Raw genomic sequence first — 13,491 nt, forward strand, 5'->3', positions numbered from 1 at the left:
CGCGCTCCCGGCGGGTCAGCCGGCGCCGTCGATGCTCGCCGCGGCCTCGATGATCGGGACGAACTTGTCCGCGGTCAGGCTCGCGCCACCGACCAGCGCGCCGTCGACATTCGCGGTCGCTAGGATCGCCGCGGCATTGGCGCCCGTCACCGACCCGCCATAGAGGATCCGCACGCCCGCTGCCGCATCGCCGATCAGCATCCGCAGCTTCGCCCGCGCGATCGCATGGATCGCGGCGATCTCGTCAAGCGTCGGGGTGCGTCCGGTGCCGATCGCCCAGCGCGGCTCATAGGCCAGCGTAAACCAGCTCCCGTCCGCATTGTCGGGCACCGATTTCTCGATCTGCGCCTGCACGACACGTTCGGCCCGGTCGGCATCGCGTTCGGCCTCGGTTTCGCCGCAGCACAGGATGACGCGCAGCCCCTGCCGCCGCGCCGCCGCTGCCTTCGCCCAGGCGTCATGGCTGGTTTCGTGCTGGTCAGCACGACGTTCGGAATGACCGACGATCGTGAAGCAAGCGCCGGCTTCCTTCACCATCCCCGCCGACACACAACCCGTATGCGCGCCCGAATCGGCCTCATGCACATCCTCGGCACCGATCGCGAGCGCCGGCGCGCGATCAGCCGCTGCGGCGATCAGCGTGAAGGGCACGGCAATCTCCACATCGACGTCCGGCGCTGCCGCCGCCGCCGCCGCGATCGCGTCGAGTTCGGCCAGCGCCGCGCGCGACCCGTTCATCTTCCAGTTTCCCGCTACCAACTTGCGCCGCATCGCACTCTCCCGATCATCATCGGTCCCGGATAGCGCCGACACCGAACGGCACAAGCTTGAAGCGCGCCGATGCGCACCGTAAAGCGGAAGGAACTCAGTCCCTGTCGATCGGCCATTCATGCTCAGTTTCTTCCGCCGCCTCACCCAGTCGAGGTTCGGCGTGATCATCACCTTCGGCCTCCTCGGCGTCATCGCACTCGCCTTCGCGGCGGGTGACATGACCGGGTTGGGCGGCGGAACAAGCGGCATCGCTGCGGACGACGTCGCCACGGTCGGCAAGGCGGACGTGACGGCGAACGAGCTTCGCACCCGTGTCCAGACCGAGATGGAAGGCTTCCGCCAGCAGCAGCCGACGCTCGACATGGCGAGCTATGTCCAGCAGGGCGGCTTCGACGGCACGCTCGACCGGATCACGGCGAGCCTCGCGCTCGAGCAGTTCGGCCGGCAGCAGGGCATGGTCGTCAGCAAGCGCTCGGTCGACGGGCAGATTGCCAGCATCCCCGCACTGCAGGGCCCGACGGGCAAGTTTGACCCGTCCCTCTATCAGCGCGTCCTGGTCGAACGGAAGCTGACCGACGCGCAGATCCGCGCCGACATCGTCCGCGACACCTATGCGCAGCAGCTGATCCTGCCGACGCGCGGCGCGTCGCAGGTCCCGAGCCAGCTCGCCCTCCCCTTCGCCTCCTTGCTGCTCGAGAAGCGCAGCGGTCTCGTCGGCTTCATCCCGACCGCCGCGGTGCCGGCCGGCCCTGCGCCGACCGACGCCGAACTGAACGCCTTCTATCATCGCAACGTCGCGCGCTACACGATCCCCGAACGCCGCGTCATCCGCTACGCCGTCGTCGACGCGGCACAGGTCAAGGCGCAGGCCGTCCCGACCGACGCCGAAATCGCTGCCCAGTATCAGCAGGATCGCGCACGCTACGCCCCGACGGAGAAGCGCACGATCACGCAGGTCGTCGTCGCCGATCAGGCGGGCGCCGCTGCGATCGCTGCCAAGGTGAAGGCCGGAACCGCGATCGCCGACGCCGCCCGCGCCGCCGGTCTCGAAGCATCGACCCAGACGGCTGTCGAAAAGGCCGCCTATGCTGGCACGACCAGCCCGCAGGTCGCGGATGCCGTGTTCGCGGCAGCGAATGCCGCGGTCGTCGGCCCCGTCCGTACGCCGCTCGGCTGGACGATCGCTCGCATCGATTCGATCCAGAACGTCCCCGCCAAGACCCTCGACCAGGCACGGGGCGAGATCGCCACAGCACTCAGCGCGCAAAAGGCGCAGGCAGCGCTCGGCAAGATCCATGACGCGATCGACGATGGCCTGTCGGACAATGCGACATTTGACGAGATCATCGCGGACCGCAAGCTGACCGCGATCACCACGCCCGGCCTCGTCGCCAACGGCACCAACCCCGACGCGCCCGGCACGCAGCCCGACGCCGCGCTTGCGCCGATCGTCAGCGCCGCGTTCCAGGCCGCGGAAGGCGATGCACCGCAGATGGTCCAGACCGGGTCGGACGGCAGCTTCGCGGTCGTCGCGCTCGGCCGCGTCGTTCGTGCAGCACCCCGTCCGCTCGCACAGGTCCGTCCTGCCGTGATGCGCGACCTGATGGCCGACCGCGCCAGTCGGGCTGCCCGCAAATATGCCAATGCCGCGCTTGCACGGATCAACAAGGGCATACCGCTGCAGCAGGCGCTGGGGCAGTCGGGCTTCCCCGTCCCGCCCGCGCGCCCTGTCACGGCGTCGCGCGCGCAGATCATGCAGAACCCCGAAAACACCCCGCCCGTGCTGCGCCTGATGTTCAGCATGGCGCAGGGTACCGCCAAGACGATCGCCGGCCCCGATGGCTGGTTCGTGGTCAAGCTCGACAAGATCGATCGGGGCAATGCGACCGGCAACCAGGCGGCAATCCAGGCCGCTCGCGGTTCGATCGCGCGCAGCGTCGGCCGCGAATATGTTGACCAGTTCGTCAAGGCCGTCCGCGCGCAGGTCGGCGTGAAGACCGATCCGAAGGCCGTCGCGCGCGTCCGGGCCGAACTGCTGGCACAGGGTGGTTCCAATAACTGAGCTCGCGCGCGCGGCGCTCGCCGCCGGACGCCCCGCCCTCGTCTGGCGGCGGCAGGTCGCCGACACGGAGACGCCGGTCGCCGCTGCCCTCAAGCTCATCGAGCCGGGGCGTGGCGATTTCCTGCTCGAGTCGGTCGAGGGCGGCGCAACGCGCGGACGGCACAGTCTGATCGGCCTTGCGCCCGACCTGCTGTTCCGTGCCGCGGGTCATCGTGCCGAGATCAACCGTCACTGGTCGACCGATCGCGAGGCGTTCGAGCCCTGTGCGCTGCCCACACTCGATGCCCTGCGCGCTCTGGTCGCCGAATGCCGCAGCGACGTCCCAGCAGAACTGCCGCGCGCGCTCGCCAGTCTGGTCGGCTATTTCGGCTATGAGACGGTCGGTCTGGTCGAGACCCTGCCGCAACCCGACAGCGACCCGCTCGGCCTGCCGGACATGATCTTCGTGCGTCCTTCGGTGGTTCTCGTCTTCGACCGGCTCGCCGACGCGCTGTTTCTCGTCGCCCCCGCCTGGCCGGAACCCGCCATGGATCCCGACACGATCGTCGCGCGTGCCGAGGAGCGGCTCGACGCCGTCGCCGCGAAGCTCACGACCACGCCGGTTCCGGCACCGGTCCGGGCGGCTTCACCCGAGCCGTCCTACACGCCGGCGCTGTCGCCGGACCGCTACGGTGCGATGGTCGCGCGCGCGAAGGACTATATCGTGGCCGGGGACATCTTTCAGGTCGTCCTTGCCCAGCGCTTCAGCACGCCGTTCACGCTCCCGCCGTTCGAACTCTATCGTTCGCTCCGGCGGATCAATCCGTCGCCTTTCCTCTATCACCTCGATCTTCCCGGCTTCGCGCTGATCGGATCCTCACCCGAGATCCTCGTCCGCGTCCGCGACGACGAGGTGACGATCCGCCCGATTGCCGGGACCCGCCCGCGGGGCCGCAGTGCTGCGGAAGACGAGGCGAACCGGACCAGCCTGCTGGCCGATCCGAAGGAACGCGCGGAGCATCTGATGCTGCTCGACCTCGGCCGCAACGATGTCGGACGGGCATCGGCGCCGGGATCGGTCCGCGTCACGGCAAGCTATGGCGTCGAATTCTACAGTCACGTCATGCACATCGTCTCGAACGTCGTCGGGTCGCTCGCGCCCGGCAGCGACGCGCTCGATGCGTTGTTCGCGGGGTTCCCCGCCGGCACGGTCAGCGGCGCGCCCAAGGTCCGCGCGTGCCAGATCATTGCCGAACTCGAACCCGAACGGCGGGGCGCCTATGCCGGCGGCGTCGGCTATTTCTCCCCCGACGGATCGATGGACTCGTGCATCGTGTTGCGAACCGCCGTCGTGAAGGACGGGATGATCCATGCACAGGCCGGGGCGGGAATCGTCGCCGACAGCGATCCCGTGTCCGAACAGCGCGAATGCGAGGCCAAGGCCGGGGCGATCCTCGCCGCCGCCCGCGAAGCGGTCGCGCGCGCCGGCGGGACGTCCTACGGGCAGTAATCCCGCCATCGTTCGACAAACACAATAAAAGGCCGCGGGCGTCAGGTGCCGACCGCGGCCTAGGATCCCGATGGTGCTCGCTGTGGCGTCAGGGATCGATCGCCTGCCCCGCAGCCTGCGCACGACGCTCGGCCGAATAGGCGCGGGCCCGTGCGAGCGCGCATCCCGACTGTCCACCCGTACCGACCGGCGAACAGGTGTCCGGCAGCCCGCCCGCGACGCGGCCGACCTGGTCGACCGTCGCAGCCCGGTTGACCCAGCTCTGGTTCTGCGCGGCGATCGGTGCGGTATCGCGCAGTTCCTTGGGGATACGATAGGGTTGGTCGAGTGTCGAGCAAACGACGATCTCGCCATTGGTCGATGTCGGGCACTTCTGCCCAGCCCCCAGCGTAACGCTGCGGATGCGCTGCGGGGGCTGGCCTTGTTCGGCCGTCTGCTCCTGCGCCGAAGCGAGGGCGGGAAGCGCGATCAGCGCGGCGAGGACGGTGAGACGGAACATTGGTGGGAAACTCCTTGCATACGCACAACGTCTGCCGCCGCAGGTTGCTCCGTGCTGAATAGCATGCCCCGCGCGTTGCCCTGCACCGATTATGGCCGACATAATGTGCAGCGTCGCCCGATGCGCATCCCCGTTGCACCGTCTTCGACTTCGTCTATGGCGAACGCATGATCCTGGTCGTCGACAATTACGACAGCTTCACCTGGAACCTCGTCCATTATCTGATGGAACTGGGTGTCGAGGTGGAGGTCGTCCGCAACGATGCGATCTCCGCTGGACAGGCCCTGTCGTCCGGCGCGGAGGCGTTTCTCATTTCCCCCGGCCCCTGCACGCCGACCGAAGCGGGCGTCAGCCTCGACCTCGTCGCCGCCTGCGCAGATGCCGGCAGGCCGCTGCTCGGCGTCTGCCTCGGCCATCAGGCGATCGGGCAGCATTTCGGCGGCAAGGTCGAACGTGGCGGGCTGATGCACGGCAAGACGTCGCCGGTCGTCCATGACGACACCGGCCTCTACGCCGGCCTCCCTTCGCCGTTTATCGCGACGCGCTATCATTCGCTGATCGTCAACGCGGTTCCCGACACGCTGGTCGTCAACGCGACCGCGCAGGATGGCAGCGTGATGGGGTTCCGCCACGCGACGCTGCCGATCCACGGGGTGCAGTTCCACCCCGAGAGCATCGCGACCGAACACGGCCACGCGATGCTTGCCAATTTCCTGACGCTGGCGGGGATTGCGCATCAGCTGCCCGACCGCCTGCGCGAGGGGCTCGATCAATGACGACCACCGTGCTCCTGCCAGATCCGACGACGCCGCTGTCGCGCGAGACCGCGCGTGCGGCGTTTGCCGACATCCTCGACGCGCGCGCCAGCGAAGACGCGATCGCCGCATTCCTGATCGCCATGTCCGAGCGTGGCGAGACCAGTATCGAGATCGCCGAGGCCGCGCGTGCGCTGCGTGAGCGGATGATCCCGATCGATGCGCCGCCGGGCGCGATCGACGTCTGCGGCACCGGCGGCGATGGCCACCATACGCTCAACGTCTCGACCGCCGTCGCACTCGTCGTCTCGGCCTGCGGCGTGCCGGTTGCCAAGCATGGCAACCGTGCCGCCTCGAGCAAGGCCGGCGCCGCCGACACGCTCGAAGTCCTCGGCCTCGACATGGACCGGGCGGGCGCAACCGCCGAGGCCAGCCTGCGCGACATCGGCATCGCCTTCCTGTTCGCCGCCAATCACCATCCGGCGATGAAGCGGATCACCCCGATCCGTCAGCGTATCGCCAGGCGGACGATCTTCAACCTGATGGGGCCGCTCGCCAATCCCGCGCGAACGACGCGTCAGCTCATCGGCATCGCGCGGCCCGATTATGTCCCGCTCTACGCCGATGCCCTCGGCCAGCTCGGTACCCAGGCCGCACTCGTTGTCTCCGGCGAGGAAGGGCTCGACGAACTGTCCGGCGCGGGCCCCAGCGTCGTTGCGTCCATTGGAGACGTCGTGCTTCCCGCGCGCGTCACGCCCGACGATGCGGCGTTGCCGCGGCATGCGATCACGGCAATTCGCGGCGGTGATGCCGGCCATAATGCAGAGGCGCTCCGCCGCCTGCTGAAGGGCGAGGCGGGCGCCTACCGCGACGCCGTCCTGCTCAACGCCGCCGCGGCCTTGATGGTCGCCGGGACCGTCCCCACCCTTGTCGCAGGCGCAGCGCTCGCCGCCACCGCCCTCGACACCGGCAGCGCCGATGCGCTGCTCGACCGCTGGATCGCCTACTGACATGACCATGCTCGACCGTATCCTCGAGACCAAGCGCGCCGAAGTCGCCGCGCGCAAGGCCACCACCTCGTTGTCAGACATCGATGCCGGCATCGCCCGCATGTCCGCGCCGCGCGGCTTCCGCGCCGCGCTCGATGCGAAGTCCGGCTATGCGCTGGTCGCCGAGGTCAAGAAGGCCAGCCCGTCCAAGGGGCTGATCCGCGCCGATTTCGATCCCCCCGCGCATGCCCGCGCCTATGAGGCGGGCGGTGCCGCCTGCCTCTCGGTGCTGACCGACGAGAAATGGTTTCAGGGCGCGGACGCGTATCTGTCCGCCGCGCGTGACGCCGTGTCGATTCCGGTGCTGCGCAAGGATTTCATGGTCGACCCATGGCAGGCGACCGAGGCGCGCGCGATCGGCGCCGACGCGATCCTGATCATCGTCGCCGCGCTCGACGATATCCAGATGGCGGAGATCGAGGCCTCCGCGCTCGAATGCGGCATGGACGTTCTCGTCGAGATCCACGACGCGCACGAACTCGATCGCGCGCTCAAGCTCAAATCGCGGCTGATCGGGGTCAACAACCGCGACCTGCGCGACTTCACGGTCGATTTTCAGCGGACCTACGACCTGGTCGACAAGGCTCCGCGCGACTGCACCTTCGTCGCCGAAAGTGGGCTGACGACGCGCGCCGACCTCGACGCGATGGCCGAGCGCGGGATCCGGTGTTTCCTGATCGGGGAAGCGCTGATGCGCCAGGACGATGTCGAGGCCGCGACGCGGGCGCTGGTCGGATGAGCCAGCTGACGCATGTCGATGCGGCGGGTGCCGCGCGGATGGTCGATGTCGGCGGCAAGACGCCGACCGCACGCAAGGCGGTCGCGACCGGCCGGATCACCATGTCGGCCGAGGCGGCGCGCGCGATCGCCGAGGGCTCGGCCAAGAAGGGCGACGTCATCGCCGTCGCCCGCGTCGCGGGGATCATGGCCGCGAAGCGGACCAGCGACCTGATTCCGCTCTGCCATCCGCTGCCGCTGACCAAGATCACGCTCGACCTCGACGTCGACGCCAGCGGCGTCACCGCGACCGCAACCGTCGCGACCGACGGCAAGACCGGCGTCGAGATGGAGGCGCTCACCGCGGTCGGCGTTGCACTGCTGACGGTCTACGACATGGCCAAGGCGATCGACAAGGCGATGGAGATCGACGGGATCCGCCTGCTCGAAAAGCGCGGCGGCAAGTCCGGGGACTGGTCCGCACCGCGCTGACGCGGGCAGACCAGTCTCCCGTCGCTACAGCCCGATCTGCAGGCTTGCGCGCAGCGACAATGCGGCGCGGCCCTGCTGCTCCTCGGCGTTGAATTCGCCGCCGAAGCGGAACGCTGCATTGCCGCCGACAGCGCGCAGCTTGCCGACCCAGCCGCTGGTGCGCTCCTCGGGTGTCAGCGTGAACGCGGTCCCGCCGGCAAAGGCCGCGGTCGTCGCACCCAGCCCCCCGCCGACGAGTTCGCGCCGCCCGCCCTCGAGCTCGAAGCGGAACCAGCCTGCGTCCTGGTTCTGCCCCCCGAGATCGAGACCCAGCGCCGCGCTGCCGGTGACCGCCAGTTCGTCGCTGCTGCGCGACTGGACGACCAGATCGATCGCGGTGCCGCCACCGGTTTCGCTGTAGCCGTCCTCCTTCAGCTTGTAATAATCGACCGCGATGATCGGCCGGAACGAGATCTTGCCCAGATCGGCATCATAGGACAGGCCGCCCGACGCCGAGTAGAGCGTGCCGTTCCAGTCCGCGCTCGACACGCGTTGGACCGCCTCGGTCCCCGCAGTGCCGGCGAAGCGCCGCACGCCGTCGAACCCGATCCGCGCACCCGAGGCGCGGGCATTGGCGTTCAGCCCACCCCAGTGCCCACGCCAATAGGCCGCGAGCTCATACTGATTGGAACTGACTTCGTTGCTGGTCCCCTCATCGGCATCGCGGCCGCTGAGATAGGCGAGCGACGCACCGAAATTGCCCAGCCCGGTCTTGTATTCGGCCCCGCCCGAGACGCCCCAGCCGGTCACGTCATAGCCGCCGGTATCGCCGATGCTCTTCGACGTGCCCCAGCCGACCTGGCTGACCCAATAGCCCCACTGCCCCTCATCCTTGAACGGGCCGTGCGGGTCGGCGATCACCCGGGCCGTCGCGCGCGAGCCCATCGTCACGGTCTCGAACGTCCCGCCGGCATGATCGGGAAGCATCTGGCGCAGCGATCCGCGAAATGCGTCGCCGTCATTGATGTTCAGGAACGCCTGCCCGACCTTGGCGTCGGTGCCGAGCGCTGCATAGACTGCGTTGTAGGCGGAGGTCTGCGAGCGGTTGAGGCCGAGTTCGACCGTGGTCTTGCGGACGATGTCGATCGCAACGTCGTTGCCCGTGCCCGTCGCGACGTTCCCCTTGTACAGGAACGGCAACAGCGTGGTCGAGGCGGTCAGGTTTGCCGCGCCGGTCAGGCTCCCCGCGCGCAGGACGGTGTACCGTCCTTCCGCACCGGTGATGCTGGCCAGCTTGAGCGCGAGCTTGGTGTCCTTCTCGAACGATGCCACCCCAGCGACGGTGATCGACGTCCCCGTCCCCCCGGTCTTGTCCAGCGTCACCGCCAGCACGCTGCCCGAACCCATCGCCAGCGACGCGATCGTCGCGGCCTTGGTCAGGTCGAGCGTACCGCCGGCGACCGTCACCGCCAGCCCGCCGCTGTTGGCGAGCGTGCCCGAAAAGCGCGACGTCCCGCCGATGGTCAGCGTGTCCGCCCCGCCACCGAAATCCGCCGCGCCGCTGAACACCGCCGTCCCGGCAAGCGCCATCGCGTCATTGCCGGTGCCGAAGAGCGCCGTTCCCGCATAGGCCGCGTCGCCCGACAGCGCGAGACGGTTCGCGCCGCCGCCGAACCGGGTCGTGCCCGACACGGTGCCATCGGCGATCTCGAACACGTCGTTCCCCGTACCGAAGCGGACGTCGCCGACGATGCTCGGCGCCGTGACGCCCGCCGCGACCGCGGTCTGGCGGACGGTGGCGCCCGCCGTCGCTGCGGACAGGTCGATCGCGACGTTGCGCCCCGACGTCGCGAGTGCGCCGCTGGCGGTGATCGCCCCGCTATTCTCCACCAGCGTCACCCGGCCGGACCGGTCGAGGATCGCGGCGGCGCTGCCATCGGCCGCCTGTGCGCTCGCCTTGATCGTGCCGCTGTTGCGGATCGTGCCGACCGTCGCGCCGGCCTCGACGAGGACCGCGCTCGACAGCGATGCCGTCGTGCCGCCGCCCGCCGCCGCGATCGTCCCGGCATTGCGCAGTTCGGGCGTCGTCGTGCCGCTGCCGATCCGGATCGCGGTCGCACTCGCACGGTTGGCCTGTGCCTGGACCGTGCCGTTGACCGCGATCCCGTTGGCGATCGACACGCTGCCACCAAGGCCACCGATCGACAGCCCGGTCGCGGTGACACCCGCATAGACACCGCTGCCACCGATGCCGCCATCGACGATCAGCCCGAAATTCGTGCCGCTACCCGCGACTGCGCCGATCGCGACCGCATTGGTCGCCGACCCGATCTGGACCGCGGGCGCCGCACCATAGGCGGTCACCGACGCCGATCCTTCCTTGCTGTCGTCGATCCCGTCCTTGTCTTCGTCATTGTCGGTCGTGCTGGCATCCTTTGGCGGCACTGCGAAGATGATCCCGCCCGACACGTTGCCCGCGACGACCAGTGCCGATCCGCCCTGCAACAGGTCGTCGGCATCGAGCTTCGACGGATCCGCCGGTGCGGTCGTGGTGCGGTAGCCCGTCGCGCCGAGCGCCCCCTGCACCACCAGCGCGCCGGTGATCGCGCCGTCTAAACGGACCGCCACGGCCCCCTGCCCGATCGCCGCGACCGTTCCGGCGAGCCGGACGTTGCCGGTGATGTCGCCCGTCCGCACGCCGACGACGTTCGTCCCCGTCACCGCAATCGTGCCCTCGGTCTTGAACGCCCCGGACAGCGGGCCGCCGAGCCAGATCCCTGCGGACTCGTTCCCCTCGACCGTGATCGCGCCCGTATTGGTGATGGCACCGCTATAGGCGCCCCCGGTGCGGATGCCGGTACGGCCGCTGCCCGCCGCGAAGGGGCCGTCGAGATCGCCATCCTTGTCGACATCGGTCGCTTCATAGGTCTCGTCGACGATGATCTTGCCGCTGTTCGTGATACCGCCGCCGGTCCCCGCTACCGCGAGAATGCCCGTGGCATTGTCCGCATTGGTGATCTGGACGGTGCCTTCGTTGGTGACGGCATGCACGCTGTCGATCGTCACCGCCGTGCCGCCGGCAGGGGTCACCGATCCCGCCGTCGTGATCCGGATCGCATCCGGCGCCCCGGCCTTCACGGTCGAGGTCCGCACCGTATCGGTGCGCTTGGTCTCGATCGTGGTCTGCGCATGGGCCGGAACGACCGCCATCAGGCAGGTAGAGGCAAGCAGGATACGACGCATGAACCAGGTCCCTTTTCGAATATGTTTCGAACACAGGACGGAACCATTGCCGCGCAGCCTTGCCGGGCTGCGCAGCTTTTCAGAATGCCGCGTCTATCCCGAGGCGCAACGTGCGGGGACGCAACGGCGTGATCTGGCCGCTGCCGATCTGGAACGGCGTGCCCAGCGCGAAGCGATTGCCGGTGCCATCCGTCAGATTGGTCACGCCGAGCGCGAGGCCCAGTGTCGGCCGGCCGATGCGCATCGTCAGCGCGGTATCGAGATAATCACCCTGCTCCTCCCCGAGCACCGGGCCGATACCGAGCCGGGAGCGACCGACATAACGCGCCCAGCCATAAACCCGCAGATCGAGGTCACCGCGGAGCGGCCGGCTATAGTCAAGCCCCAGCCGCCCTGCGAACCGCGCGATATTGGGAACCTGGCTCATCCGCGCGAACGCCAGGGCATAGGCCTGGCTAGGTTCGGTCACCCGGCTGTCGTTATAGGTCAGCCCGGCGTCGATCGTGAGCCCGGCGACCGGTCGCCAGGCGGCGGCCGCGCTTGCCGACCAGATCCGGCCGTTGCCGATATTGGCGGTACTCGGCAACCCCGACCCGTCGATGAAGTCCGCCTGGATATCGTCCCACAGCGTATGCGACAGCCCGGCCGACACGGATACCGCGTCGATCCCGCTCTGCCCGAACCGTATGCCGCTTTCGATCGTGCGGACCCTGTCGTTGCGGAACCGCCGCACGAAGTCGCTCTCGATCGCGAGCCCGCCTGGGCGGAACCCCTGCTGGTACCGGGCATAGAGCGAGAGCCGCGGCAGCACGGTTGCGATCAGCGATCCGGACGGCAACAGGCTGGTTTCACGACGACTGGCGGTGACCTGCGCCCTTGCCAGCGCGACCGGCGCGAGGGCCTCCGCCAGATCCTGGCCCGTTCCCGACAGCGCGGCCCGCGTCACGCGCGCGCCGCCGGTCGCGATCAATCCAGGGAACAGCGCGACGCTGCCCTCGCCATACAGCGTCGCTTCGTCGATCCGGTTGGTGACGCCCGTCACCGGCACCGGTGCCTCGACTGCGCCGAGCGCGCGCGACAGCCGCGTCCGGTTGTGCGTGAAGCTGCCCCCCACCACCCAGCCGAAGCCGGCGCGCATCGGCCGCCACAGCCGGGTCTCGTTGGTCACCATCGCGGTCGCGTTGCGCTGCACGAACAGCCGCGGATCGCCGTCCACCATGGTGGCGTCATAGCGTTCCGTCAGCGTCTGCCCGACGATCGCCGTCGACGATCGCAGCATCAGGCCGCCAAGCGTGCCCGACACGACCAGATCGCCCATTCGGTAGTCTGCGCCGAAGCCCTGTACGACGGCGCTGTTCCGCGTCCGGGGCGGCGCGTCGCGATCGGTATATTGGCTGTCGTCGCCGCGGGTCCGCTGGTACACGCCGCCCAGATCGAGCGTCCAGTCACGCCCCAGATCGACACGCAGCGTACCCCGCCCGCCGGCGATGCGGGTGCGGTTCACGTCGCTCTGCCCGAGCGTCGGGTTGTCGATATACCCGCCCTCCGTCACCGCATAGCCAACGATACGCAGCGCCATCCGGCCCTCCAACACCGGCAGGTTGAGCGTCGCGCCGATGTCGCCGCCCGGGTCCCCATGCGTCGTCGCGGACACGCCCGTCGCGATGGCGGCCGTCGTGTCATCGATCACCGGTGCATTGGGAACGGTGCGGATGATGCCGCCGAGCGACCCTGCGCCGTACAGGGTTCCCTGTGGCCCCTCGAGCACCTCGACCGAGGCGATGTCGTAGAGACGCAGGTCGGGATCGGGCGCGTTGTAGCTGAGCCGGATGTCGCCGAGATACTGGCCGACAGTCGTCTGCGTCGGCCCGGTGAAGCTCGAATCAGCAATGCCGCGAATGAACAGCTTGTTGCGCCCCGCACCGAGATGCGTCGACGATACGCTCGCCAGCCGCGCCAGCACCGCGTCGCTGCCCCCCGCGCCGCCAAGCGCGAGGTCGATTCCGTCGAGGTGCGCGACCTGCCCGGCAAAATCGCGCAGCCGGGTGTCCCGCTTGCTCGCGGCGACGATGATATCGGTCCCTGCTATGGTCGGGACTGCGGCGTTGGCGGTGCCCGGCGGCGGACGACGCGGCGGCGCACGCAACGGTGCGGCACGTGCGACCAGCCGCCACCCGCCTGCCCCCGCGGGCCGTATCGTCGCCCCCGTCGACCGTGCCAACTTCGCGAGCGCCTGACGGATGGTGAAGCGTCCCCGGATCGCAGGAACGGGCCGCGCCCATAACGCCGGGTCGTCGACGGCGATGCTGACCCCGGCCTGCCGCCCCAGTGCCAGGACGGTGTCGCCCAGGCGGCCCGCGCGCAGGTCGAGCGATACCGGCCCCGCCGCCGCGGACGCAGCGGTCAGCCCGGCGATCGCCACCATAACGACAAAG

General features: G+C 69.2%; 10 protein-coding genes. 6 read left to right on the forward strand and 4 right to left on the reverse strand.

The features are described from left to right. Positions 1-15 precede the first annotated feature (15 nt). Positions 16-771, reverse strand: coding sequence for a triose-phosphate isomerase (tpiA, locus tag IFT54_RS09865; protein ID WP_107933018.1), 756 nt, complete (start codon positions 769-771; stop codon positions 16-18). Between the two features lie 118 nt (positions 772-889). On the opposite strand from tpiA, the gene IFT54_RS09870 reads away from it, so the two are divergent. Both IFT54_RS09870 and trpE read left to right on the forward strand, forming a co-directional pair. Next, positions 890-2,833, forward strand: a complete 1,944-nt coding sequence (locus tag IFT54_RS09870) for a peptidylprolyl isomerase (protein WP_192070476.1) — start codon at positions 890-892, stop codon at positions 2,831-2,833. Then, positions 2,817-4,322 carry an anthranilate synthase component I gene (gene trpE, locus IFT54_RS09875; protein ID WP_192070477.1) on the forward strand — a complete coding sequence of 502 codons (1,506 nt, stop codon included), beginning with the start codon at positions 2,817-2,819 and terminating at the stop codon, positions 4,320-4,322. Before IFT54_RS09870 ends, trpE begins: the two co-directional genes overlap by 17 nt. A gap of 88 nt (positions 4,323-4,410) precedes the next feature. Here the strand turns inward: trpE and IFT54_RS09880 are convergent, their stop codons facing one another. Further along, entirely contained in the window at positions 4,411-4,821 is a 411-nt protein-coding gene (locus IFT54_RS09880; RefSeq protein ID WP_031440380.1) for a hypothetical protein, read from the reverse strand. A 167-nt stretch (positions 4,822-4,988) separates the two neighbouring features. On the opposite strand from IFT54_RS09880, the gene IFT54_RS09885 reads away from it, so the two are divergent. The 4 genes from IFT54_RS09885 to moaC are packed head-to-tail and all read left to right on the forward strand — an operon-like array spanning position 4,989 to position 7,834. Beyond that, the gene (locus IFT54_RS09885; protein ID WP_166747863.1) at positions 4,989-5,597 is read left to right on the forward strand and encodes an anthranilate synthase component II; all 609 of its coding nucleotides are present in this window, start codon (positions 4,989-4,991) and stop codon (positions 5,595-5,597) included. Then, the gene (gene trpD / locus IFT54_RS09890) at positions 5,594-6,586 is read left to right on the forward strand and encodes an anthranilate phosphoribosyltransferase (protein WP_192070478.1); all 993 of its coding nucleotides are present in this window, start codon (positions 5,594-5,596) and stop codon (positions 6,584-6,586) included. Before IFT54_RS09885 ends, trpD begins: the two co-directional genes overlap by 4 nt. 1 nt (position 6,587) lies before the next feature. Beyond that, a complete protein-coding gene (gene trpC / locus IFT54_RS09895; RefSeq protein ID WP_031440383.1) occupies positions 6,588-7,364 on the forward strand; it encodes an indole-3-glycerol phosphate synthase TrpC in 777 nt (258 codons plus the stop codon). Further along, positions 7,361-7,834, forward strand: a complete 474-nt coding sequence (gene moaC, locus IFT54_RS09900; protein ID WP_192070479.1) for a cyclic pyranopterin monophosphate synthase MoaC — start codon at positions 7,361-7,363, stop codon at positions 7,832-7,834. The genes trpC and moaC overlap by 4 nt, the downstream gene beginning before the upstream one ends. 24 nt (positions 7,835-7,858) lie before the next feature. Here moaC and IFT54_RS09905 read toward each other — a convergent pair whose 3' ends face one another. Both IFT54_RS09905 and IFT54_RS09910 read right to left on the reverse strand, forming a co-directional pair. Continuing rightward, positions 7,859-11,056, reverse strand: coding sequence for an autotransporter outer membrane beta-barrel domain-containing protein (locus tag IFT54_RS09905; protein ID WP_192070480.1), 3,198 nt, complete (start codon positions 11,054-11,056; stop codon positions 7,859-7,861). 79 nt (positions 11,057-11,135) lie between these two features. Then, positions 11,136-13,481, reverse strand: a complete 2,346-nt coding sequence (locus IFT54_RS09910; RefSeq protein ID WP_192070481.1) for a TonB-dependent receptor domain-containing protein — start codon at positions 13,479-13,481, stop codon at positions 11,136-11,138. Between the last annotated feature and the right edge of the window lie 10 nt (positions 13,482-13,491).

The organism is Sphingomonas sp. CFBP 13714 (assembly GCF_014842205.1).
Lineage (GTDB): Bacteria > Pseudomonadota > Alphaproteobacteria > Sphingomonadales > Sphingomonadaceae > Sphingomonas > Sphingomonas aerolata.

Excerpts from the sequence above, each read along its gene's own strand:
- tpiA (WP_107933018.1), bottom strand. The coding sequence starts at position 771 with ATGCGGCGCAAGTTGGTAGCGGGAAACTGGAAGATGAACGGGTCGCGC.
- IFT54_RS09870 (WP_192070476.1), top strand. The coding sequence starts at position 890 with ATGCTCAGTTTCTTCCGCCGCCTCACCCAGTCGAGGTTCGGCGTGATC.
- IFT54_RS09880 (WP_031440380.1), bottom strand. The coding sequence starts at position 4,821 with ATGTTCCGTCTCACCGTCCTCGCCGCGCTGATCGCGCTTCCCGCCCTC.
- IFT54_RS09885 (WP_166747863.1), top strand. The coding sequence starts at position 4,989 with ATGATCCTGGTCGTCGACAATTACGACAGCTTCACCTGGAACCTCGTC.
- trpD (WP_192070478.1), top strand. The coding sequence starts at position 5,594 with ATGACGACCACCGTGCTCCTGCCAGATCCGACGACGCCGCTGTCGCGC.
- trpC (WP_031440383.1), top strand. The coding sequence starts at position 6,588 with ATGACCATGCTCGACCGTATCCTCGAGACCAAGCGCGCCGAAGTCGCC.
- moaC (WP_192070479.1), top strand. The coding sequence starts at position 7,361 with ATGAGCCAGCTGACGCATGTCGATGCGGCGGGTGCCGCGCGGATGGTC.
- IFT54_RS09905 (WP_192070480.1), bottom strand. The coding sequence starts at position 11,056 with ATGCGTCGTATCCTGCTTGCCTCTACCTGCCTGATGGCGGTCGTTCCG.
- IFT54_RS09910 (WP_192070481.1), bottom strand. The coding sequence starts at position 13,481 with ATGGTGGCGATCGCCGGGCTGACCGCTGCGTCCGCGGCGGCGGGGCCG.